20 protein-coding genes are annotated in these 21,266 nt (G+C 65.7%); 7 read left to right on the forward strand and 13 right to left on the reverse strand.

Going from position 1 to position 21,266, the window contains the following annotated elements; all coding sequences use genetic code 11:
* Positions 1 to 69 precede the first annotated feature (69 nt).
* A complete protein-coding gene (locus IB256_RS14610) occupies positions 70 to 777 on the reverse strand; it encodes an MOSC domain-containing protein (protein ID WP_192403045.1) in 708 nt (235 codons plus the stop codon).
* 100 nt (positions 778 to 877) lie between these two features.
* Here IB256_RS14610 and IB256_RS14615 point away from each other — a divergent pair, with 100 nt between their 5' ends.
* Positions 878 to 1,756, forward strand: a complete 879-nt coding sequence (locus IB256_RS14615; RefSeq protein WP_081519682.1) for a LysR family transcriptional regulator — start codon at positions 878 to 880, stop codon at positions 1,754 to 1,756.
* A gap of 439 nt (positions 1,757 to 2,195) precedes the next feature.
* On the opposite strand, the gene IB256_RS14620 is transcribed toward IB256_RS14615, so the two are convergent.
* From IB256_RS14620 to bioB, 10 genes are all read right to left on the reverse strand, one after another.
* Entirely contained in the window at positions 2,196 to 3,974 is a 1,779-nt protein-coding gene (locus IB256_RS14620; RefSeq protein WP_081519681.1) for an acyl-CoA dehydrogenase C-terminal domain-containing protein, read from the reverse strand.
* 208 nt (positions 3,975 to 4,182) lie between these two features.
* Positions 4,183 to 5,979 (reverse strand): acyl-CoA dehydrogenase C-terminal domain-containing protein, encoded by a 1,797-nt coding sequence (locus IB256_RS14625; RefSeq protein ID WP_192225439.1) that lies wholly within the window; start codon positions 5,977 to 5,979, stop codon positions 4,183 to 4,185.
* Positions 5,980 to 6,098: 119 nt separating this feature from the next.
* Positions 6,099 to 7,379, reverse strand: coding sequence for a sensor domain-containing diguanylate cyclase (locus IB256_RS14630; protein ID WP_192293680.1), 1,281 nt, complete (start codon positions 7,377 to 7,379; stop codon positions 6,099 to 6,101).
* A 171-nt stretch (positions 7,380 to 7,550) separates the two neighbouring features.
* Positions 7,551 to 9,356, reverse strand: coding sequence for a phenylacyl-CoA dehydrogenase (locus IB256_RS14635; RefSeq protein WP_081519678.1), 1,806 nt, complete (start codon positions 9,354 to 9,356; stop codon positions 7,551 to 7,553).
* Positions 9,357 to 9,666: 310 nt separating this feature from the next.
* Complete coding sequence (locus tag IB256_RS14640) at positions 9,667 to 9,897, reverse strand: hypothetical protein (RefSeq protein WP_081519677.1); 231 nt, start codon at positions 9,895 to 9,897, stop codon at positions 9,667 to 9,669.
* Between the two features lie 72 nt (positions 9,898 to 9,969).
* Positions 9,970 to 10,653, reverse strand: a complete 684-nt coding sequence (gene bioD / locus IB256_RS14645; RefSeq protein WP_192293682.1) for a dethiobiotin synthase — start codon at positions 10,651 to 10,653, stop codon at positions 9,970 to 9,972.
* 27 nt (positions 10,654 to 10,680) lie between these two features.
* Positions 10,681 to 11,478, reverse strand: coding sequence for a malonyl-ACP O-methyltransferase BioC (bioC, locus tag IB256_RS14650; RefSeq protein ID WP_192293684.1), 798 nt, complete (start codon positions 11,476 to 11,478; stop codon positions 10,681 to 10,683).
* Complete coding sequence (locus tag IB256_RS14655; protein WP_192293686.1) at positions 11,471 to 12,196, reverse strand: alpha/beta fold hydrolase; 726 nt, start codon at positions 12,194 to 12,196, stop codon at positions 11,471 to 11,473. The genes bioC and IB256_RS14655 overlap by 8 nt, the downstream gene beginning before the upstream one ends.
* Entirely contained in the window at positions 12,189 to 13,394 is a 1,206-nt protein-coding gene (gene bioF / locus IB256_RS14660; RefSeq protein WP_192403047.1) for an 8-amino-7-oxononanoate synthase, read from the reverse strand. The genes IB256_RS14655 and bioF overlap by 8 nt, the downstream gene beginning before the upstream one ends.
* A 138-nt stretch (positions 13,395 to 13,532) precedes the next feature.
* Positions 13,533 to 14,591, reverse strand: coding sequence for a biotin synthase BioB (bioB, locus tag IB256_RS14665; RefSeq protein ID WP_192293690.1), 1,059 nt, complete (start codon positions 14,589 to 14,591; stop codon positions 13,533 to 13,535).
* Between the two features lie 241 nt (positions 14,592 to 14,832).
* Between bioB and IB256_RS14670 the strand changes: the two genes are divergently transcribed.
* The 6 genes from IB256_RS14670 to rarD all read left to right on the forward strand — a co-directional run bounded on the left by IB256_RS14670 (position 14,833) and on the right by rarD (position 19,433).
* Positions 14,833 to 15,126: a hypothetical protein gene (locus IB256_RS14670; RefSeq protein WP_081519671.1), complete on the forward strand. Its 294-nt coding sequence runs from the start codon at positions 14,833 to 14,835 to the stop codon at positions 15,124 to 15,126.
* A 39-nt stretch (positions 15,127 to 15,165) separates the two neighbouring features.
* Positions 15,166 to 15,888, forward strand: coding sequence for a ComF family protein (locus tag IB256_RS14675; RefSeq protein WP_192403048.1), 723 nt, complete (start codon positions 15,166 to 15,168; stop codon positions 15,886 to 15,888).
* A gap of 93 nt (positions 15,889 to 15,981) precedes the next feature.
* A complete protein-coding gene (locus tag IB256_RS14680; RefSeq protein ID WP_138213040.1) occupies positions 15,982 to 16,746 on the forward strand; it encodes a TOBE domain-containing protein in 765 nt (254 codons plus the stop codon).
* A gap of 121 nt (positions 16,747 to 16,867) precedes the next feature.
* Positions 16,868 to 17,248 carry a substrate-binding domain-containing protein gene (locus tag IB256_RS14685; RefSeq protein ID WP_081519668.1) on the forward strand — a complete coding sequence of 127 codons (381 nt, stop codon included), beginning with the start codon at positions 16,868 to 16,870 and terminating at the stop codon, positions 17,246 to 17,248.
* 68 nt (positions 17,249 to 17,316) lie between these two features.
* Positions 17,317 to 18,291: a serine/threonine protein kinase gene (locus IB256_RS14690; protein WP_138213042.1), complete on the forward strand. Its 975-nt coding sequence runs from the start codon at positions 17,317 to 17,319 to the stop codon at positions 18,289 to 18,291.
* A 254-nt stretch (positions 18,292 to 18,545) separates the two neighbouring features.
* On the forward strand, positions 18,546 to 19,433 hold the full coding sequence (rarD, locus tag IB256_RS14695; RefSeq protein WP_192293694.1) for an EamA family transporter RarD: 888 nt from the start codon (positions 18,546 to 18,548) through the stop codon (positions 19,431 to 19,433).
* Positions 19,434 to 20,079: 646 nt separating this feature from the next.
* Here rarD and IB256_RS14700 read toward each other — a convergent pair.
* Together IB256_RS14700 and IB256_RS14705 are read right to left on the reverse strand one after the other, a co-directional pair.
* Positions 20,080 to 20,598: a glycine cleavage system protein R gene (locus tag IB256_RS14700; protein ID WP_045212798.1), complete on the reverse strand. Its 519-nt coding sequence runs from the start codon at positions 20,596 to 20,598 to the stop codon at positions 20,080 to 20,082.
* Positions 20,599 to 20,617: 19 nt separating this feature from the next.
* Positions 20,618 to 21,067 (reverse strand): GNAT family N-acetyltransferase, encoded by a 450-nt coding sequence (locus IB256_RS14705; protein ID WP_192293696.1) that lies wholly within the window; start codon positions 21,065 to 21,067, stop codon positions 20,618 to 20,620.
* Positions 21,068 to 21,266: the final 199 nt, after the last annotated feature.

The raw sequence follows: 21,266 nt of genomic DNA on the forward strand, positions 1-21,266 counted from the left end.
AAAAGCCGCCCCGCAGGACCAAGACGACGTCCGGGGGCGGGCGCGAGGGCATTTGCGAAACAGTGCGGCTCAGCTCTGCAGGCCGCCCTGCTCCGAACATTCGGGGCCCGCCAGGCGGGCCGTCCAGTCTTCCAGCACGCCACTGGTGAGGCGTTGCGCGGCGGTCTTGCGCCAGCGCAGGGAAAGCGCGTCGCAGGCCATCATCAGGCGCAGGCCGGTACGTTCCAGCGGGTGGCCGAAGTACCAGTCCAGCAAGCTCGCCACGCTGAGCTGCGGGTAGTGCCGCTGCACCAGTTCCAGCGGTGCATCGGGGACGACCATGCCGGAACGGCGCACCCGGTAGAACCAGCCGCAGCGCCCCTGCTCCTGCACTTGCTGCGGCAGCTCGGGGAGATTCCAGCGCCGCGCCAGGCGGTAGCTGGGCGAGCGCGGCTGGCTCACTTCGATCAGCGCTTCGCCCCAGCGGAACAGGTCGCCGATGCAGACCTCCTGTTCACTGAGGCCGAAGGTCGACAGGTTCTCGCCGAAGGCCGGCTGTCGCCAGCGCGTCTGCGGGTGCTGCTTGCGCCAGTGGCGGTAGTGCTCGGCCGGGTAGTGGTGCAATGCGCGGTCCAGGCCGCCGTCGCGGCGCAGCTCAGGCCTTGCGTCCCCCGGCAGCCCTTCGGCACCGAGCCAGACTTCCTGATGCGCTTCCAGCTTGTCGATATCGCTGAGCAGACCTCCCCAGCTTTCTTCGACTTTGCCTATGAAAACGCCCTGGATGACGATGCTTTCCACCTTTGTCTACCCATCTGAGACAGCGGACAAGCGCTAGAGTAGTGGCCTGGATAGCTGACTATCCATTTCGATTTTCCAGTTTCGTTGATAAGCAGACCTTATGGATTTCCGCCAGCTCCGCTATTTCGTCGCGCTCTACGAGGAAGGCCATGTCGGGCGCGCGGCCGAACGCCTGGCGATTTCCCAGCCGGCACTGTCGCAGCAGATCCGTCAGTTGGAGCAGAACCTCGACGTGGCACTGTTCCAGCGCAGCGGCAAGCGCCTGCTGCCCACCGCTGCCGCGCACACGCTGTACAACCATGCAGTGCCGCTGCTGGAAGGCCTGGAACGTGCCCGCGAGGCGCTGCGGGGTTTCCGTGGACAGAGTGCGCGCAGCCTGGCCATTGGAGTACTGCAGACGGTCAACGCGAGCTTGGTGCCGCACTTGGTGGAACGCCTGCACGCTGCCCAGCCGCACGTGCAGGTGCGCATCTACGAACTCTCCGGGGTGGAGATCGAGCGCCGCCTGCTGATCGGCCAGCTGGATATCGGCATCGGCTTCCTGCCTCCGCGCCAGCCGGCGCTGCATGGCGTGGAGCTGTACCCGGACGAGTTGCAGTTGGTGATCCCGGCGGAGCATCCGCTGAAGGACTTCAAGAAGGTCTCGCTGGCCCAGGCGGCGGAACTGCCGATGCTGCTGCTCGGCGAGGAATTCCGTGCCCGGCAGATCTGGCAGGAACAACTGGCGGCCATCGGCCGGCGGCCACGGGTGCAGGCGGAGCTGAACCACATGGGCGGCATCCTCGACAGCCTGCCGCAGAGCCGTTTTGCCACCGTACTGCCGGGGCGGGCGCGGCAGATGCACGCGCACAAGGACCTGCTCTGGAAGCCATTGAGCGAACCGCGCATTCCGCTGAGCGTGGGGCTGGTCTATCGCGATGCGCAGCGGCAGCAGCCGACGGTGGAGCTGTTGCGGTCGTTGCTGGATGGGGCGGTGTGACGCCCAAATTCCCGATGGGTATCGCAGGCCCGCACGGAGCTTCTACGTAGGGCGCATAACCTGGAACAGGTAATCCGCCGTCCCGACCACCAGCGGCGGATAACGCTGGCGCGTTATTCGCCCTACGGGTAGACAGACCGAATCGCAGGCAAGAAAAAACCCCGCTTCTTGCGAAGCGGGGTTTTGCAGACCGATATCCTGACGTCCATGCAGGCCACCATCCGTGGTGGAATCCCTATATTTCCGTGTTGTCTTTGGCGCTTCCTGCGCAATGTCCTGACTGAGGAGAAGGTTACCGCCGTAAGCCTTTGTCAGAAAGACGCCGATCACCACCGCTGTTTGTAAGCTTTGGCTTACACGGATTCGTACTAGCGCCCTTCGGAAAGGAAATATCCCCATAAAAAAGCCCCGCCGGAGCGGGGCTTTTCAGAACGAACGCTTAGAACTGCGCAGCGTCCAGCAGGTAGAGCGACTCGCTGCCGGCCTTCACCGAGGCACTCAGCGAGTGAATGCGCGGCAGCAGGCGAGCGAAGTAGAAGCGCGCGGTGCCGAGCTTGCTGGCATAGAACTCGTCCTGGCCTTCCTTGCCCAGCGAAGCGCGAGCCATCAGGGCCCACATGTACGCGTAGGCGGTGTAGCCGAAGGCATGCAGGTACTCGACCGAGGCGGCGCCGATTTCGTTCGGGTTGCCCTTGGCGCGGTCCAGGACCCAGGCGGTCAGCTCGTCCAGGTTCTGCACGGCGGCGTTCAGCGGGCCGGTGAATTCGGCCAGCTCGGCGGACGCCGAGGCGGTGAAGGCGCGGATCTCGTCGGTGAACAGCTTGCAGTAGGCGCCGCCGCTGCCGACGATCTTGCGACCCATCAGGTCCAGCGCCTGGATGCCGTTGGTGCCTTCGTAGATCTGGGTGATGCGGCAGTCGCGTACCAGCTGCTCCTGGCCCCACTCGCGGATGAAGCCGTGGCCACCGAAGATCTGCTGGCCGTGGATGGTGGTTTCCAGGCCCATGTCGGTGAGGAAGGCCTTGGCCACCGGGGTCAGCAGGGCAACCAGTTCCTCGGCGCGCTTGCGGGTGGTCGGCTCTTCGCTGTACTTGGCGGTGTCCAGCTGCATGGCAACGTAGCTGGAGAAGGCGCGGCCACCCTCGTTCAGCGCCTTCATGGTCAGCAGCATGCGACGCACGTCCGGGTGGACGATGATCGGGTCGGCAGCCTTGTCCTTGGCGACCGGGCCGGTCGGCGCGCGGCTCTGGATACGCTCGCGGGCGTATTCCACGGCGCTCTGGTAGGAGCGCTCGCCGGTGGCCAGGCCCTGGATGCCAACGCCCAGGCGCTCGTAGTTCATCATGGTGAACATGGCGGCCAGGCCCTTGTTCGGCGCATCGACGATCCAGCCGGTGGCGCCGTCGAAGTTCATCACGCAGGTGGCGGATCCCTTGATGCCCATCTTGTGCTCGATGGAGCCACAGGACACGGCGTTGCGCTCGGCCAGGGAGCCGTCTGCGTTGACCATCACCTTCGGCACCAGGAACAGCGAGATGCCCTTGGAGCCGGCCGGCGCGTCGGGGAGCTTGGCCAGGACCAGGTGGATGATGTTCTCGGTGAGGTCGTGCTCGCCGCCGGTGATGAAAATCTTGGTGCCGGAAATCTTGAAGCTGCCGTCGGCCTGGGGTTCGGCCTTGGTGCGGATGATGCCCAGGTCGGTGCCGGCGTGCGGCTCGGTCAGGCACATGGAACCGGCCCAGGTGCCGGCGTACATGTTCGGCAGGTACTTGGCCTTGAGTTCTTCGCTGGCGTGGTTGAGCAGCGACAGGCAGGCGCCGGCGGTCAGCATCGGGTACAGACCGAAGGACAGGTTGGCCGAGTTGACCATTTCCTCGACCTGGGCGCCGATCACCTTGGGCATGCCCATGCCGCCGAACTCCGGCGCGCCGCCCACGCCCACCCAGCCGCCTTCGGCGTAGGTGCGGTAGGCCTCGGGGAAGCCAGCCGGGGTCTTCACGCCCTCGGCGCTCCAGCTGCAACCTTCCTCGTCGCCGCTGCGGTTCAGCGGGGCGATCACACCGCCGGTGACCTTGCCGGCCTCTTCGAGGATCGCGGATGCGGTCTCGGCATCGACGGTCTCGGCCAGAGCGGGCAGTTCGGCCCACAGGTTGGCGACCTCGAAGACTTCATTGAGGACGAATTGCATGTCGCGCAGGGGAGCTTTGTAGTCAGCCATGATGGATCCTCGAACGAAAACGACGGCTGATCTGGCAGCCAGCGGTATCAGAATAGGAGGTACACGAAGGTACGCCGCCGGAGTTTACTCCAACAACTTTTCAGACTTTAAGCGTCATGTTGTGACCGCACAACTATAGATTGGTCACAATATGTAGCGAAAAACGAGGAGGCCCGCGCGGGGCGGGCCTCCTCGTCTGGCACGCGGATTACAGGGCGAACTGCTCTGCCGACAGGCGCATCAGCACCTCGGAACCGGCTTCCGCCGCTGCAACGTGAGCCTGCGCGCGCGGCAGCAGGCGGCTGAAGTAGAACTCGGCGGTGGCCAGCTTGGTCTGGTAGTAGGCCGCCTCGCTGGCGCCCTGCTCCAGCTTCTGCTGGGCGACGAGCGCCATGCGCAGCCAGAAGTAGCCGAGGGTGACGTAGCCGGAGAACATCAGGTAGTCGACCGAGGCCGCGCCGACTTCGTCCGGGTTCTTCATGGCGGCCATGCCGACTTTCTGGGTCAGCTCGCCCCACTGCTTGTTCAGCGTCGACAGCTGGGCAACCTGTGCCTTCAGTTGCGGGTGCTCCGCGTGCTGCTGGCAGAGCTGATGGACGAGCTTGGTGAAGCCCATCAGCAACTTGCCCTGGCTGCCGAGGACCTTGCGGCCCAGCAGGTCCAGCGCCTGGATGCCGTTGGTGCCCTCGTAGATCGGCGCGATGCGGCAGTCACGCACCAGCTGCTCCATGCCCCACTCGCGGATGAAGCCGTGGCCACCGAATACCTGCATGCCGATGTTGGTGACTTCCAGGCCGGTCTCGGTCATGAAGGCCTTGCAGATCGGAGTGAGGAAGGCCAGCAGGCTGGCGGCGCGTTCGCGCTCCTCGGCGTCCTGGGACAGGTGCTCGATGTCCAGCAGTTGCGCGGTGAAGTAGGCCAGCGCGCGGTTGCCTTCGTTGAACGCCTTCATGGTCAGCAGCATGCGGCGCACGTCCGGGTGGACGATGATCGGGTCGGCGGGCTTCTCCGGCGCCTTCGGGCCGGTCAGCGAACGCATCTGCAGGCGGTCCTGGGCGTAGCGTACGGCGCCCTGGTAGCTGGTCTCGCCGAGGCAGAGGCCCTGCATGCCGGTGCCCAGGCGCGCGTGGTTCATCATGGTGAACATGCAGGCCAGGCCCTTGTTGGCCTCGCCGATGAGGAAGCCGCGGGCGCCGTCGAAGTTCATCACGCAGGTGGCGGACGCCTTGATGCCCATCTTGTGCTCGATGGAGCCGCAGGCCACGGCGTTGCGCTCGCCAGCCTCGCCGTTCGCATCGAGGTTGAACTTCGGCACGATGAACAGCGAGATGCCCTTGGTGCCGGCCGGCGCATCGGGCAGCTTGGCCAGGACCAGGTGGATGATGTTCTCGCTCATGTCGTGTTCACCGGCGGAGATGAAGATCTTGGTGCCGGTGATCGCGTAGCTGCCGTCCGCATTGGGCACGGCGCGGGTCTTGATGATGCCCAGGTCCGTGCCGCAGTGCGGCTCGGTGAGGCACATGGTGCCGGTCCAGACCGCGCTGGTCATGCGCGGCAGGTAAGTGTCCTTCTGCTCCTGCGTGCCGTGGGCGTGGATGGCGGCCATGGCGCCCTTGGTCAAGCCGGGGTACATGCCCCAGGAACAGTTGGACGCGCCGATCATCTCGCTGACCAGCAGGCCGAGAGACGGCGGCAGACCCTGGCCACCGAATTCCGGGTCGCTGGAAACGCCGTTCCAGCCAGCCTCGACGTACTGCGCGAAGGCTTCCTTGAAGCCCTTGGGCGTGGTCACCACACCGTTGTCGAAGTGGCAGCCTTCCTCGTCGCCGGAGCGGTTCAGCGGGGCGATGACCTGCTCGCAGAACTTCGCGCCTTCCTCGAGAATGGCGGCGAACATGTCCGGGGTGGCATCGGTGGCGCCGAGGGCTTCATAGCGGCCGGTGAAGTCGAAGACTTCGTCGGTGAGGAAGCGCACGTCGCGCAGGGGGGCCTTGTACTCGGGCATCGCGAATCTCCGTTCGGTTCGGGGCGCCAGCGTGGCGCGGAAAACTCGAACCTAACGGCCCGCTACGATGCGGACAATCACGCTGCACGCGCTGAATGCGCGGTCATAACGCAGGCCGCTCAGGCGGTGCGCACCGCTCCGCGACGCGACTGCCCGTGCACGGCCACGCGGTTGCGCCCGCCGCTCTTGGCCGAGTACAGCGCCTCATCGGCGCCCTTGATGACTTCCTCGGGGCTGCGCCGCTCGCCGTCGCGCTCGGCGACGCCGACGCTGATGGTCACCGAGACCGTCTGCGCCTCCTTGCCGGCGCGCTTGCCGCGGCCCTGGCGGTCGTCCTTGGGGCGGTTGCCACGGTCGCGCAGGTGCATGGCGTAACCCTCGATGGCCTGACGCACGCCATCGAGGTAAGGCAGGCACTGCTCCACGGTCTTGCCGGCGAACACCACGGTGAATTCCTCGCCGCCATAGCGGTACGCCTTGCCGCCGCCACCGGTACGACGCAACTGGCTGGCGACCATGCGCAGCACCTGGTCGCCGACGTCGTGGCCGTGGCTGTCGTTGAATTTCTTGAAGTGGTCCACGTCGATCATCGCCAGCACGTACTGCTGGCCCAGGCGCTGGAAGCGCTCGTTCAGCGCGCGGCGTCCGGGCAGGCCGGTGAGCTCGTCGCGGAAGGCCATCTGGTACGCCTCGTGGGCCACCGCGCCGGCCAGGGTGAGCATCACCAGGCTGGTCATCACGGTCAGCGCGTGGGGCAGGATGAATACCTTGGGCAGCATCCACAGCAGCCCGAGCAGGCCCAGCAACTGCGCGGCGTGCAACGGCCGCGGCTGGCGCACGTAGGCGGCGACCAGGGCGACGAAGGCCATCAGGAAACCGAAGTAGGACAGCTGCGCCAGGCTCATCCAGTGGCCGTGCAAAGCCGGCCAGTAGGTGTCGCTGAGCAGCTCCGCCAGCCCCTGTGGGAAGCGCTTGGCCAGTGCTGTCGCCACCCCGGCCACGGCGACCAGCGCGGCACTGCGGGCGAGCAGGTCCTGCAGCATGTGCATGCGCTCCTGCCAGATGCCGTACAGGCCGTAGAGCAGCGGCAGCAGCACGCAACACAGGTGGAACACCAGCGCCGCTTCCGGCATTACCACGCGGTGCGCCTGGAAGTAGTCGACCTGGGTATCGAGCAGGAAATAGGCGATGTACACCACCGTCAGCATGAACAGCTGGCGCTGGCGGCCATAGACCATGCACAGCGCGCCGCCGAGCAGGAGCAGCAGGGTCGGCAGGACGTTGAACAGGGAGATGAAGAAGTCAGACAGTTCGCCCAGGGAGCCGGCGGCGATGCCGGCCGGAATCAGCAACAGGGGCGTGAGGAAATGGCTGATCCGGTAAGGGGCCGTGGGTCGCACAAAGGGTTCCGCAGAGTGGGTGCCGGTCTTGCCGTCAGTCGATCGGCAAGTGGCGTAATGATGGCATTTTCTGCGGCGTTTTGTGTGGATTCGGATACGAAAAAGCCCGCCTTGCGGCGGGCTTCCTGCTGTTCAGCAGACGGACGGCGAACCGTCCGTCCAAGGCGCTGATCAGTAACCGAGGGCGAAATCTTCCTCGGCCAGGTCCATCAGGTTGTTGGCGCCGGACAGCATGGAGCCAACGTGCGCGCGGGTGCGCGGCAGGATACGCTGGAAGTAGAAGCGCGCGGTCTTCAGCTTGGCCTGGTAGAAGGCCTCTTCGCTGGTACCGGCAGCCAGCTTCTCGGCAGCCAGGCGAGCCATGTCGGCCCAGAAGTAGGCCAGGCAGGCGTAGCCGGAGAACATCAGGTAGTCGACCGATGCGGCGCCGACTTCCTCGCGGTCCTTCATGGCAGCCATGCCGACCTTCATGGTCAGGTCGCCCCACTCCTTGTTCAGCGCAGCCAGCGGTGCAACGAACTCCTTGACGGCTTCGTTGGCTTCGTTGGCCTGGCAGAACTTGTGCACGATCTTGGTGAAGCCCTTGAGCGCTTCGCCCTGGGTCATGAGGATCTTGCGGCCCAGCAGGTCCAGCGCCTGAACGCCGGTGGTGCCTTCGTACAGCATGGAGATACGGCTGTCGCGGACGTTCTGTTCCATGCCGTGCTCGGCGATGAAGCCGTGGCCGCCATAGATCTGCACGCCGTGGTTGGCGGCTTCGAAGCCCACTTCGGTCATGAACGCCTTGGCGATCGGAGTGAGGAAGGCCAGCATCGCGTCAGCGGCTTTCTTCTCTTCTTCGTCCTGGCTGCGCTGGACGATGTCGACCTGCTTGGCAGCGAAGTACAGCATGGCGCGGTTGCCTTCGGCGAAAGCCTTGGCGGTCAGCAGCATGCGGCGTACGTCCGGGTGCACGATGATCGGGTCAGCGGCTTTTTCCGGAGCTTTCGGGCCGGTCAGCGAACGCATCTGCAGACGCTCGCGAGCGTAGGCGATGCCACCCTGGAAACCGATTTCGGCGTGGGCCAGGCCTTGCAGCGCGGTACCCAGGCGAGCGGTGTTCATGAAGGTGAACATGCAGTTCAGGCCCTTGTTCGGCGGGCCGATCAGGAAGCCGGTGGCAGCGTCGAAGTTCATCACGCAGGTGGCGTTGCCGTGGATGCCCATCTTGTGCTCGATGGAGCCACAGGAAACGGCGTTGCGCTCACCCACGTTGCCTTCGGCGTTGGGCAGGAACTTCGGCACGATGAACAGCGAGATGCCCTTGGTGCCCTGCGGGGCGTCGGGCAGGCGGGCCAGCACGATGTGGACGATGTTGTCGGCCATGTCGTGTTCGCCAGCGGAAATGAAGATCTTGGTGCCGGTGATCTTGTAGGTGCCGTCAGCCTGCGGCTCGGCCTTGGTGCGCAGCATGCCCAGGTCGGTGCCGCAATGCGGCTCGGTCAGGCACATGGTGCCGGTCCACTCACCGGAAACCAGCTTGGTCAGGTAAGCGTGCTGCTGCTCCGGAGTACCGTGGGCGTGCAGGGTGTTCATAGCACCGTGGGACAGGCCCGGGTACATGCCCCAGGACCAGTTGGCCTGGCCGACCATTTCGCTGATGGCCAGACCCAGGGATTCGGGCAGACCCTGACCGCCGTGCTCGACGTCATGGGCCAGGCTCGGCCAGCCGCCTTCGACGAACTGCTGGTAGGCCTCTTTGAAGCCGGTCGGAGTCTTGACGCCTTCCGGGCTCCATTTGCAGCCTTCCAGGTCGCCAGTGCGGTTCAGCGGAGCGATTACCTGTTCGCAGAACTTCGCACCCTCTTCGAGGATGGCATTGACCATGTCCGGGGTAGCGTCTTCGGCGCCCGGCAGGTTCTGGTAGTGCGCTTCGTAGCCCAGCAGCTCGTCGCGAACGAAACGGATATCACGCAAGGGGGCCTTGTAATCAGGCATAGCGGTAAACCTCTACGAAGGGTTCTGGTTAATGGGCGACCGGTTGCTGCGGTCGCAGTGCGGGAGCATTCCCGGCCGCCCAGTCGGTGCGCGTGCGCATCCGGACAGTCAAACAGGCGTTTGAAACATACGTTTACGCCATACCCTTGTCAAGCGTGCAAACCGACCGCCTGGTCACGCTCGCAGGGCTGTCGGCGGGGCGTATTGGCAGCGAGGCCCTGAGGCTAATTAAAGCCCATGGCAGAGCGGCCGGCGTGTCACAAGGACAGCCGGCCGCGCGGGGGGATTCAGGGCGGGGAAAGGGTCGCGGTCAGGCGCGGATATCGATGAGGGTGCCGAGCGTTTCGTCGGCAGCCTGGATGACCTTGGCGTTGGCCTTTACCTCGTGCTCGCCGCGGCGCAGGTCCACCAGACGGTCGTTGAGCACTTCGCTGGGCGCGCTGCCGGCAGTGGCGATGTCGGTGCTGGCGCGGTCGACGCGGCGCTGGCCGTTCTGCACGCCATACAGGCCCGCAGAGAAAGCATTACCGGAAATTTCCATCGACACGCCTCCAGCAAAAAGCAGCAAGTGGCCACTATTCAAGCAGACGGAGTCCGCCAGGCCAAGGCCCGGTTACAAATCCAGGATGCCCAGGTCCAGGTGCGCGGCCACTGCCGCCGGAGTCGCGTGAGCCAGGCGCGGCACGCGTCCGATGCAGGGTGCGGGCAGACGTTCGGCGAGGGTCGCGAGGTTTTCTTCCAGACGGGAGGTCTGCGGATCGACGATGTTCGCTACCCAACCGGCCAGCAGCAGGCCGTCGCGCTGGATCGCCTCGGCGCTGAGCACCGCATGGTTGATGCAACCCAGGCGCACGCCGACGACGAGGATCACCGGCAACTCCAGGGCGATGGCCAGGTCGGAGAGGTTCTCCTCCCCTGCCAGCGGCACGCGCCAGCCCCCGGCGCCTTCCACCAGGGTGAAATCGGCGCCCAGTTCCAGCACCGAACGCACCGGCCCCTTGAGTGCTCCGACTGTCAGCTTCACGCCCTTCTCGCGAGCAGCGAGGTGCGGCGCAATGGCCGGCTCGAAGGCGAAGGGGTTCACCTGTTCATAGGCCAGCGGCAGGCTGCACTCACCCAGCAGCGCCAACGCGTCGGAATTGCGCAGGCCCTCGGGGCTGCGCTCGCAGCCGGAAGCTACCGGCTTGGCAGCTGCCGTGGACAACCCGGCCAGCCGTGCCGCATGCAGCAGGCCGGAGGCGATGGTGGTCTTGCCGATTTCGGTGTCGGTGCCGGTGACGAAGTAGGCGTGGGACATGGCGTTCCTCTGGTGCTCTTGCCGGATTCAGTGCTTGCGCAGGACGGCGTAGACCACCCGGTAGGTTGCCGGCAGCCCCTGGGGCTGGCGGAAGTGCTCGTAGGCAGCGATCAGCGCGCGCACCCGCTCGCGCCCGGTGAGACCGTCGGGCCGGCCGGGATTTAGGTTGTGCGCGCCGAGCGCCTTGAGTTCATGGGTCAGGCTGCGCAGATCGGGGAAGTGCAGGACGCGGTCCTCGGTGCGCAGCTCCAGCACTTGCAGGCCGCTACCTGCGCAGTGCTGCTGATACTGCTCGAAGGCGCGGAAGCGGTTCACGTGGACGAAGCCGTCCACCGCTTCCCAGCTCTGCCGCAGCTCGCCCAGCGTGCCGATGCACAGGCTGCTGAACGCCGCGACGCCGCCAGGACGCAGCACGCGGCGCGCCTCATCCAGCACCGCCGGCAAGTCCCCGCACCACTGGATCGCCAGGCTGGAGAACAGCAGGTCAGCGGCGCCATCGCGCAACGGCAGCCGTTCGGCATCGCCGCCGATGAAGTGCTGCGCACCGCCCTGCTCGCGGGCGTGACGCAGCATGCCCTCGGCAATATCGACGGACAGGCCCTGTGCCTGTGGATAGCGCGCCGCCAGAGCGCGGGTGAAATAACCGGTGCCGCTGCCCAGGTCGATCCAGCGCTGCGGCACGACGTGGGCCGGCAGCAGCTCCAGCAGACGACCGCCGACGGCGCGCTGCAGTTCGGCCACCGCGTCGTAGGTCGACGCGGCGCGGGAGAAGGAGGCGGCTACCTGGCGTTTGTCGGGCAGCGCGCTGGTACTGCAATCAGGCATCGTCGCCCTCGTGGATGAACTTCAGAATGGCGCCGGCCACTTCGTCCGGCTGCTCCAGCGGCAGGCCGTGGCTGGCGCCGGGCAGCAGGCTGACTTCGACGTCCGGCAGCCACTCCAGCAGGGCGTCGGCAGCGCTGGCCGGGACCAGCGCATCGTTGGCGGCGAACAGGTGCAACTGCGGGCCGGGATAGCGACCGAGGGCGGCGCGGGTATCGAGCTGCCCCAGCAGTTGCAGGCCGGCGGTCAGACCTTCGGCATTCAATTGCGGCAGCGCCACCTGCAGCTGGCGTGCGAGCGTGCGCGGGTCGCGGGCGCCCTGGCTGACCAGCAGCGTGAAGCGCTTGCGCACCAGGTGTGGCTCCAGCAGAAAGGCCTCGAAGAAATCCTCGAAAACTTCATTGGCCATCGCGTCCGGCCAGTCCTCGCGGCGGCGGAAGCAGAGGTTGCTGGCGATGGTCACCAGCCCCCGACAGGACTCGCCACGGCGCGCCGCCAGTTCTGCGCCCAGCATGCCGCCCAGCGACCAGCCGGCGATCCAAGCGTCGTGAGCGACGTTGTCGTCCAGCTCGTCGAGCCAGGCATTCGGATCGGTATCCGCCGGTAGCGGTTCGATCTGCACATTCAGGTGCGGAGCCTGCTCCAGCAGCGCATCGCGCAACGGTTCCAGCGGCGCGCTGCCCAGGCCCCAGCCCGGCAACAGGATCAGTTGGTCACGCATCATCGCCCTCCTCGGCATCAATCTCTGCCAGAAGGCTAGACGACACGCGCTGCCAGCTTTCGGCGAGCGCCACCAGCAGGCGGTCGACCTGCGCTTCGGTGTGCGAAGCGGACAGGGTCACACGCAGGCGCGCGGTGCCGGCCGGCACGGTTGGCGGGCGGATCGCGCCGACGAGGATGCCGCGCTGGCGCAGCTCCGCCGACAACGCCATGGCCTGGGCGCTACCGCCGATGAGGATCGGCTGGATCGGCGTCGGGCTGTCCATCAGGCTCAGGCCGATGGCCTCAGCGCCGGCGCGGAAGCGCGCGATCAGCGCATTCAGGTGATCGCGGCGCCAGCTCTCGGCGCACAGCAGCTCCAGGCTCTTCAGCGTGGCGCAGGCCACGGCGGGAGGCTGGCTGGTGGTGTAGATGTAGGGGCGGGCGAACTGGATCAGCGTCTCGATCAGTTCCTCGTTGCCGGCGACGAAGGCACCAGCGGTGCCGAAGGCCTTGCCGAGGGTGCCGACCAGCACCGGCACATCATCCATCCCCAGGCCGAAGTGTTCGACGATGCCACCGCCAGTCGCGCCCAGCGGGCCGAAACCATGGGCGTCGTCGACCATCACCCAGGCGCCCTTCTCCCGGGCCCTGGCGCAGAGCGCCGGCAGGTCGGCCAGGTCGCCGTCCATGCTGAACACGCCGTCGGTGACCACCAGCGTGTTGCCTTCAGCCTTATCAAGGCGGGAGGCGAGGCTGGCGGCGTCGTTGTGCAGGTAGCGCGAGAAGCGCGCACCGGAAAGCAAGCCGGCGTCCAGCAGCGAGGCGTGGTTGAGGCGGTCCTCCAGCACGCTGTCGCCTTTGCCGACGAGGGCGGTGACGGTGCCGAGGTTGGCCATGTAGCCGGTGGAGAACAGCAGCGCGCGCGGGCGGCCGGTGAACTCGGCGAGCGCCAGCTCCAGCTCGTGGTGCGGGCCGCAGTGGCCGTTGACCAGATGCGAGGCGCCACCACCGACGCCCCAGCGTTCGGCGCCGGCGCGCAAGGCGGCAATCACCTCGGGGTGATTTGCCAGGCCCAGGTAATCGTTGGAACAGAAGGCCAGCATCGGCTGGCCGTCGATGACCACTTCCGGCCCCTGCGGCGATTCCAGCAGCGGACGGCGGCGGTAGAGGTCCTCCGCCTGGCGCTGGGCCAAGCGGGCGGCGAGATCGAAAGGCATACGCAACCCCGTGTCGGCGGTGGTCCTGCGAGGCGAGGACCTGTAGGAGCGAGCTTGCCCGCGAACAGTCTTCCCGAACACTTCGGTGCCGGGCGGTTCGCGAGCAGGCGCGCCCCTACATGAAGAAAAGCGGCTCTATCAGGCCGAAGCCGCGTTATAGAACAGCTGGGAGTCGCGTTGTTCCACCAGCGCCTGCTCGATGGCGGCCTGGTGTACCTCGTCAGCGTGCTCCTCGCGCTCTTCGGGCTTGATGCCCAGACGCGCGAACAGCTGCATGTCCTTCTCGGCCTGCGGGTTGGTGGTGGTCAGCAGCTTCTCGCCATAGAAGATCGAGTTGGCGCCGGCCATAAAGGCCAAGGCCTGCATCTGCTCGTTCATCTGCTCGCGGCCGGCGGACAGGCGCACATGGGATTTCGGCATCATGAGGCGAGCGACCGCCAGGGTGCGGATGAAGTCGAACGGATCGACGTCCTTCTCCTCGGCCAGCGGGGTGCCCTTCACTTTCACCAGCATGTTGATCGGCACCGATTCCGGGTGCTCGGGCAGGTTGGCCAGCTGGATCAGCAGGCCGGCGCGGTCGTCCACCGACTCGCCCATGCCGAGGATGCCGCCGGAGCAGATCTTCATCCCCGCTTCGCGCACGTACGCCAGGGTCTGCAGGCGCTCGCTGTAGGTGCGGGTGGTGATGATGTTGCCGTAGAACTCCGGCGAGGTATCGAGGTTGTGGTTGTAATAGTCCAGGCCTGCTTCGGCCAGCGACTGGGTCTGCTCCTGGGTCAGCTTGCCCAGGGTCATGCAGGTTTCCAGGCCAAGCCTCTTCACGCCCTTCACCATTTCCAGCACGTAGGGCATGTCCTTCGCCGACGGATGCTTCCAGGCGGCGCCCATGCAGAAGCGCGTGGAGCCGATGGCCTTGGCTTCGGCAGCGGCCTGCAGCACCTTCTGCACTTCCATCAGCTTTTCCTTGTCCAGGCCGGTGTTGTAGTGGCCGGACTGCGGACAATATTTGCAGTCTTCCGGGCAGGCGCCGGTCTTGATCGACAGCAGGGTGGACACCTGTACGCGGTTCGGGTCGAAATGCGCGCGGTGCATGGTCTGCGCCTGGAACAGCAGGTCGTTGAAGGGCTGTTCGAACAGGGCGCGGACTTCGGCAAGGGTCCAGTCGTGGCGGGTTACTTGGGCTGCGGTGGCACTCATCGGCAAAGTCCTTCGACGCTTGGGGGCGCCTCTTGTCTAGGGTGCCCCGGCGGCGCGCCACCGGGGAAATCAGGCTCAAGGCATCATATGTGGAGCTGTGACGCTGTCAACCACTCTCGCGACACAGGTCGACAAGTGACCATTTATTGATCAATCGCGGCGATCTCGTTACCGCTGCGGCTGAACCGATCCGGTCCATTGCCGCTCCAATCAGGCAGAACACTCAGGAGTCAGACCCCAGATGGGAACAGAAGGATTCTTCGACGGCCTTGGCCAGATGGTCGGCAAGGCCATCCGCTTCATCGTCGATCTGCTATCGGGCGTGCTCGGCGGCCTGTGGCGCGCCATGGACGACTTCTTCCACGGCTTGGCGCGGGCTGTGGGAATCGACGTCTCGATCTTCAGCTTCGTCCTGCTCTTCATCGGCCTGCTGCTGCTCTACAGTGGCATCCGCGCCTTCCTGCGGCGCTCGATCTTCGGCGGGCTGATCTGGACGGTGCTGGGCCTGGTGGTATTGAGCTGGCTGATTCACTGACCCGCTCACCCCTGAACGCCCCGCCCATGGAGGGGCTGAATGTGGATATCTCAATGGCGCCCCATCTGGTGGCGCCCTCGCGTGCAATGTCTTCTTTGCGGCGGGGCGGCGGAACAGGCCGCCCTGCCCCTCTGCACCGGCTGCGACGATGACCTGCCGTGGCTCGCCGGGCACTGCGCGGTCTGCGCCCTTCCCCTCCCAGCTTCCGGACTGACCTGCGGCCAGTGTTTGCGCCGCGCTCCGGCTTTTCACCGGGTCGAGACACCCCTGCGCTACGGCTTCCCCGTCGATGCGCTGGTCACCCGCTTCAAGCACCAGGCCAATGCGCCGCTCGGGCGTCTGCTCGGCGAGTTGCTCGAACGCCATCTGCTGCATGCCTTTGATGAAGGATTGCCGCGCCCGGACCGGCTGATCCCCGTGCCACTGTCGCGCCGGCGCGAGCGGCAACGGGGCTTCAACCAGGCGCAACTGCTGGCCGACTGGCTGGCCGCGCCGCTGCATCTGCCTGTGGATAACCGCCTGGTCCGCCGCACGCAGGACACCCCGGCCCAGCAAGGACTGGACGCCGCCGCCCGCAAGCGCAACCTGCGCAGCGCCTTCACCCTGGCCGCTGGCGCGAGCGTCGAAGGCCTGCACCTGGCGCTGGTGGACGACGTGCTGACCACCGGCGCCACCGCCGAGCGCATCGCCCGCCTGTTGCGTCGTGCTGGTGCGCGGCGGGTCGACGTCTATTGCCTGGCGCGCACGCCGGCCCCGGAATAGACGACCGTTCGGCCACATTCCCGACATCTGCCCCTTGCGTTTTGCACGCCAGCAACGGAGCCTCGTCGCATACCAATAAGTACCCGCGAAACCATGACCACCCTCAGCCTGTTGACCCAACACGTTACCCGCCGCCCGCAGCGCATCGCCCTGCTGGCGCAGATCGCCCAGCTCGGCTCGATCACCCACGCCGCCAAGGCCGCCGGGATGAGCTACAAGACCGCCTGGGACGCCATCGATGAACTGAACAACCTCTCCGACCGGCCGCTGGTGGAACGCAGCGTCGGCGGCAAGGGCGGTGGAGGCGCGCGCCTGACCGCCGAAGGCGAACGCCTGCTGGCGCTCTACCAGCGCCTGGAAGCCCTGCGCGAGCACATTGTCGAGCACGTCGAGCACCAGGCCGACCTGGAACTGATCGGCCGCCTGATGATGCGCACCAGCGCACGCAACCAGCTTCACGGGCGCGTCTGCTCGGTGGAGCCGTCCGGCCTCAACGACCTGGTGTGCATCGAACTGCCTGGCGGCTCGCGCATCCAGGCGCGGGTCACCCGCGAAAGCACCGAGAAGCTGGAACTGGCCGACGGCGTGCCGGTGGTGGCGCTGATGAAGGCCGGCTGGCTCTACGTCGACCTGCCGCACATCCCCTGCCCGGAGGGCCTGAACGCGCTGGAAGGCCACGTCGATGACATCCGCGAAGCCGAAGACGGCCCCAGCGAAGTGCGCATCCAGCTGCCCAGCGGCCAGATGCTCTGCGCCCTGACCGACCCGGAGCGCATCGAAATCCTCGGCCTGCAAGCCGGTTCGGCGGTGCGCGCGCAGTTCTCCCCGGCGCAGGTGATCCTCGGTACGCCGCTGTAGTCGCCCCGGCAAATAGGTTTCCCTGCCTCATATCAAGCCCGACGAGTGCGCGGCGCGCTCCAATAACCGCCTGAGTCCCGCCCGGGGTCGGGCGGGGCCGTGGTCAATCGGAGCTCCCACCATGCGCCGCTCGCTCGCCCTGCTTGCCCTGCCGTTCCTGCTTTCCCTGCCCCTGGCCAGCCAGGCCGGCCCCGATGTCCTGCGGGTCGGCGCCAGCACCGAACTGATGCCGACGCTGGAACCACTGGTTGACCAGTACCAGCTCGCCACCCACAACAAGGTCCTGCTGATCGGCGGCGGCGAAGGCGAACTCGCCGAACAGGTCCGCCAGGGCACGCCCTACGACCTGCTGCTGACGCCGCTGCACAACACCGACAAGCCCTCGCAAAGGCTCGAGTGCAAAGCCCGCACGATGCAGAAGCTGACCCTGGTGAAGGGCGAGCGCCGGGCGCTCGCCACGGACTTCGTCGAGTACCTGAAAAAACACTGCGCTGACCACTGAGGCGACTGCGCACCCAAACAGAGCGGACTGGGTAAACTAGGCAGCTTTACCATTGCCGGAACGTCGCCATGTCCCATCCCTTCTCCGACCTCACCCCCGACCTGGTGCTGGATGCGGTGGAAAGCATCGGTTTTCTCAGCGACGCCCGCGTACTCGCGCTCAACAGCTACGAGAACCGCGTCTACCAGGTGGGCATCGAGGACAGCGAGCCACTGATCGCCAAGTTCTACCGACCCGGCCGCTGGACCACCGAGGCGATCCTCGAGGAGCACGCCTTCTCCGCCGAGCTGGCCGAATGCGAAGTGCCGGTGGTGGCGCCGCTGGTGCATGAAGGCAAGACCCTCTTCGAGCACGCAGGCTTTCGGTTCACCCTGTTCCCCCGCCGTGGCGGCCGCGCGCCGGAGCCGGGCAACCTCGACCAGCTCTATCGACTCGGCCAGTTGCTCGGCCGCCTGCACGCCGTGGGCGCCAACCGCCCGTTCGAGCACCGCGAGGCGCTTACGCCACAGAACTTCGGCCACCAGTCCCTGGCCACCCTGCTGGAAGGCAACTTCATTCCCAAGAGCCTGCTGCCGGCTTACGAATCCGTGGCTCGCGACCTGCTGAAGAAGGTCGACGCCCTCTACGCCCGAACGAAGTACACGCCCATCCGCATGCACGGCGATTGCCACCCCGGCAACCTGCTGTGCCGCGACGAGACCTTCCACGTCGTCGACCTCGACGACTGCCGCATGGGCCCGGCCGTGCAGGACCTGTGGATGATGCTCGCCGGCGAGCGCCAGGAGCGCCTCGGGCAGCTCTCGGAACTGGTGGACGGTTATCAGGAGTTCCACGACTTCGACCCACGCGAGCTGCCGCTGATCGAGGGCCTGCGCGCCCTGCGCCTGATGCACTACAGCGCGTGGCTGGCGCGGCGCTGGGACGACCCGGCGTTCCCGCCGAGTTTCCCCTGGTTCGGCACCGAGCGTTACTGGGGCGAACAGGTGCTGGTGCTGCGCGAGCAGCTGGCAGCGCTGGATGAGGAGCCGCTGCGGCTGTTCTGATTTCCGCGTTCATTCAGCAATCTCGCGGACATCCCACTGACAATCTGCAGGAGTGCCCCATGGGCGCGATCGCGGGCATGGCCCGCTCCTACAGGTCGACTCCGCTGGCGTGGCGTTATCCACAACCCCGTAACGGCATCGTTACGCACATTCGCCAGCGCCACTGGGACATCCAGCGAAGCGGCACAGACAAGCCAGCACGAGCGCCCTAGAATTGTGCAGCCACTCATTAGCTGCCTAACCAAGGATGTTCCATGGCCACCGCCAACCCCCGCCGGGGCTACGCCCTGGGCTTGACTGCCTACGTCATCTGGGGACTCTTCCCGATCTACTTCAAGCTGCTCGAACGCATCCCCGCCCTGGAAATCATCACCCACCGGGCCATCTGGTCGGCGGTGTTCGGCGCCCTGCTCCTGCTGGTGTGGAAACACCCCGGCTGGTGGCGCGAGCTGCGCGAGAACCCCAAGCGCATCGCGGTGCTCACCGCCAGCGGCCTGCTGATCGCCAGCAATTGGCTGGTCTACGTCTGGGCGGTCAACAACGGCCACATGATCGAGGCCAGCCTGGGCTACTACATCAATCCGCTGATCAACGTATTGCTGGGCCTGGTGATCCTGCGCGAACGCCTACGCCCGCTGCAGTGGGTCGCGGTCGGCCTCGCCGCGCTGGGCGTGGCACAGCAGCTGTGGCAACTGGGCAGCCTGCCCTGGGTATCCCTGGCGCTGGCGCTGACCTTCGGCTTCTACGGGCTGATCCGCAAGCAGGCGCCGGTGGCTGCCCTGCCCGGCCTGGTGGTAGAGACCTGGATCCTGCTGCCACTGGCGATCGGCTACCTCGTGTTGTCCGCCGATGGCCCGAGCGTACACGCGGACTTCTGGACCACCAGGGACGCCATCTGGCTCGCTGCCGCCGGCCCGATCACCCTGGTGCCGCTGGTGTGCTTCAACGCTGCCGCGCGCCACCTGCCTTACGCGACACTGGGCTTCCTGCAGTACCTGGCGCCAACCCTGGTGCTGCTGCAGGCGATCCTGCTGTTTGGCGAGCACCTGGACACCACGCGCCTGATTTCCCTCTGCTGCATCTGGGCCGGCCTGGTCGTCTACAGCGTGGACATCTGGTACCGCCTCGCCCGCGGGGATTGATCATTAATTGATCCACTGCCTGCAAGCCACACCAACTGTGGCTTGCAGGCAGTCACCCGCAGATTGTCCACAGCTCTATCCCGCGATTGCGGGGATAACGGCTGTTTCTTCCACAAGCCGCCTCACCTCCCACTTCCAGTGCAATCCTCTCTGGCTGCACACAGCAGCATGATCAATATTTGCTCAACTCCATGTAATCCACGTTATTCCTGGCCTCCAGAGATATTCCCCCGGCTTTTCCACAGGCTGATCCACGCCTTGTGTGGATGGAAAAACGCCGCCCGCCCAGAAAGTGGACAACCCTGTTAAAGCCATAGGCTGCGCGGCCTGCAGCGTTCCATGAACGGCTTCTCCACAGACTCTTCCAGTGGTTTTGTGCACAGCGCCTGGAAAGTCCGGGTCGCTCAGTTCGCCGCACCAGTCTTGTGCAGAAAACGATCAATACACTGGAGAGCCCATAAACAGGAGGCTACAGCCACTTATCAACAGAATGCCCACGGTACGATCCCCGCAATTTGTGCACAGCGGCGAGGCAGGAAGTGGATAAACAGATCGACGTGAAACCCAAATAGAATGGGCCCTCTGTCAATCCATCAACAGGGAGCCCACAGGTTTTTCCACAAGCCTTGCGATCAGAGCGGGACGGTCATTCCCCGCTGTGGAAATTCAGCTCCACCATCAAGTCATCGGCCAGCTCTTCCAGCTTCTGCTGCAGGGTTTCCAACGGCAGGGTCAGCGGCACGGCCAGCAGCGCCTCGGCATGGAACAGCGGCTCGCTACTCATGGGCGCGGGGAGCACCTCGGTGGTCAGGCTCTCCAGGTTCACGCCATGCTCGGCCAGCAGCTGGGTGATATCGCGGACGATGCCGGGGCGGTCGTTGCCCACCAGGTCGAGATGGATCGGCTTCCAGTTGCAGGCCGGCTCGATGCCGCTTTCCGCCAGCAGCACGCGGATGCCGTGCTCGCTCAGCTCCTGCAGACCTTCCACCAGCTCGTCATAGCCTTCGGCGGGAACCGCCACGCGAAGGATCCCGGCGAACTGCCCGGCCATGCGCGACATGCGACTTTCCAGCCAGTTGCCGCCATGGGCGGCGATGCATTTGGCCACGCGCTCCACCAGACCGGGCTGGTCCTGGGCGATGACGGTCAATACGAGGTGGTCCATGAGCAGTCTCCGCGAAGGGCTAGGCCGTGAGGTCCAGCCAATAGGTGTAGAACTTGTCGTCCCGCTGGTATCCCAGGCGCTCGTACAGCGACTGGCCAGCATGGTTGGTCTTCGCCGTCTCCAGCATCAGGCCGCAGGCGCCGGTCGCTTCACCGTGGGCGCGGGCGGCGTTCATCAGCGCCTCGCCATAGCCATCGCGGCGCGCAGCGGGCAGCACATAGAGGTCACTGATCAACCACGACGCCTGCAGCGCCAGGGAAGCGAAGAACGGGTACAGCTGCACGAAGCCTACCGCCAACCCATCGATGCTGCGCGCGATGAATACCGTGGACTGCCCGCTGCCGATGCGCGCCCCGAGAAACTCGCGAATCTTCGCGTGGGGCGCGGGCACTTCGTAGAAATCGAGGTAGCCGGAAAACAGCGGAACCAGGTCATCCAGATCGGTGGGGGTGGCAAGCGTCACGGACATGCGGGATTCTCCAGGAGGGAAGAAGCAGTATAGGCACGGCGAGGTTAGCCGGCTGCGACGGGCTGCCACAGGTACCCGTCCGGGTAATGCGTGTACAGTTTTAAGATTTATCTGGAACAATCCAGATGATATTTGCGAACATAAGACCTGCTACGTGACTGATATGCGTACTTTGGTCTAACCGCGACGCTAGCCCACT

The organism is Pseudomonas sp. PDM17 (genome assembly GCF_014851985.1).
GTDB lineage: Bacteria > Pseudomonadota > Gammaproteobacteria > Pseudomonadales > Pseudomonadaceae > Pseudomonas.

Coding starts and splice junctions, on each gene's coding strand:
- IB256_RS14670 (WP_081519671.1), top strand. CDS start 14,833: ATGGGAACAGAAGGATTCTTCGACGGCCTTGGCCAGATGGTCGGCAAG.
- bioD (WP_192293682.1), bottom strand. CDS start 10,653: ATGTCCCACGCCTACTTCGTCACCGGCACCGACACCGAAATCGGCAAG.
- IB256_RS14680 (WP_138213040.1), top strand. CDS start 15,982: ATGACCACCCTCAGCCTGTTGACCCAACACGTTACCCGCCGCCCGCAG.
- IB256_RS14655 (WP_192293686.1), bottom strand. CDS start 12,196: ATGCGTGACCAACTGATCCTGTTGCCGGGCTGGGGCCTGGGCAGCGCG.
- IB256_RS14635 (WP_081519678.1), bottom strand. CDS start 9,356: ATGCCTGATTACAAGGCCCCCTTGCGTGATATCCGTTTCGTTCGCGAC.
- IB256_RS14700 (WP_045212798.1), bottom strand. CDS start 20,598: ATGGACCACCTCGTATTGACCGTCATCGCCCAGGACCAGCCCGGTCTG.
- rarD (WP_192293694.1), top strand. CDS start 18,546: ATGGCCACCGCCAACCCCCGCCGGGGCTACGCCCTGGGCTTGACTGCC.
- IB256_RS14705 (WP_192293696.1), bottom strand. CDS start 21,067: ATGTCCGTGACGCTTGCCACCCCCACCGATCTGGATGACCTGGTTCCG.
- IB256_RS14625 (WP_192225439.1), bottom strand. CDS start 5,979: ATGCCCGAGTACAAGGCCCCCCTGCGCGACGTGCGCTTCCTCACCGAC.
- IB256_RS14690 (WP_138213042.1), top strand. CDS start 17,317: ATGTCCCATCCCTTCTCCGACCTCACCCCCGACCTGGTGCTGGATGCG.
- bioF (WP_192403047.1), bottom strand. CDS start 13,394: ATGCCTTTCGATCTCGCCGCCCGCTTGGCCCAGCGCCAGGCGGAGGAC.
- bioC (WP_192293684.1), bottom strand. CDS start 11,478: ATGCCTGATTGCAGTACCAGCGCGCTGCCCGACAAACGCCAGGTAGCC.
- IB256_RS14675 (WP_192403048.1), top strand. CDS start 15,166: ATGTGGATATCTCAATGGCGCCCCATCTGGTGGCGCCCTCGCGTGCAA.
- IB256_RS14640 (WP_081519677.1), bottom strand. CDS start 9,897: ATGGAAATTTCCGGTAATGCTTTCTCTGCGGGCCTGTATGGCGTGCAG.
- IB256_RS14685 (WP_081519668.1), top strand. CDS start 16,868: ATGCGCCGCTCGCTCGCCCTGCTTGCCCTGCCGTTCCTGCTTTCCCTG.
- bioB (WP_192293690.1), bottom strand. CDS start 14,591: ATGAGTGCCACCGCAGCCCAAGTAACCCGCCACGACTGGACCCTTGCC.
- IB256_RS14620 (WP_081519681.1), bottom strand. CDS start 3,974: ATGGCTGACTACAAAGCTCCCCTGCGCGACATGCAATTCGTCCTCAAT.
- IB256_RS14615 (WP_081519682.1), top strand. CDS start 878: ATGGATTTCCGCCAGCTCCGCTATTTCGTCGCGCTCTACGAGGAAGGC.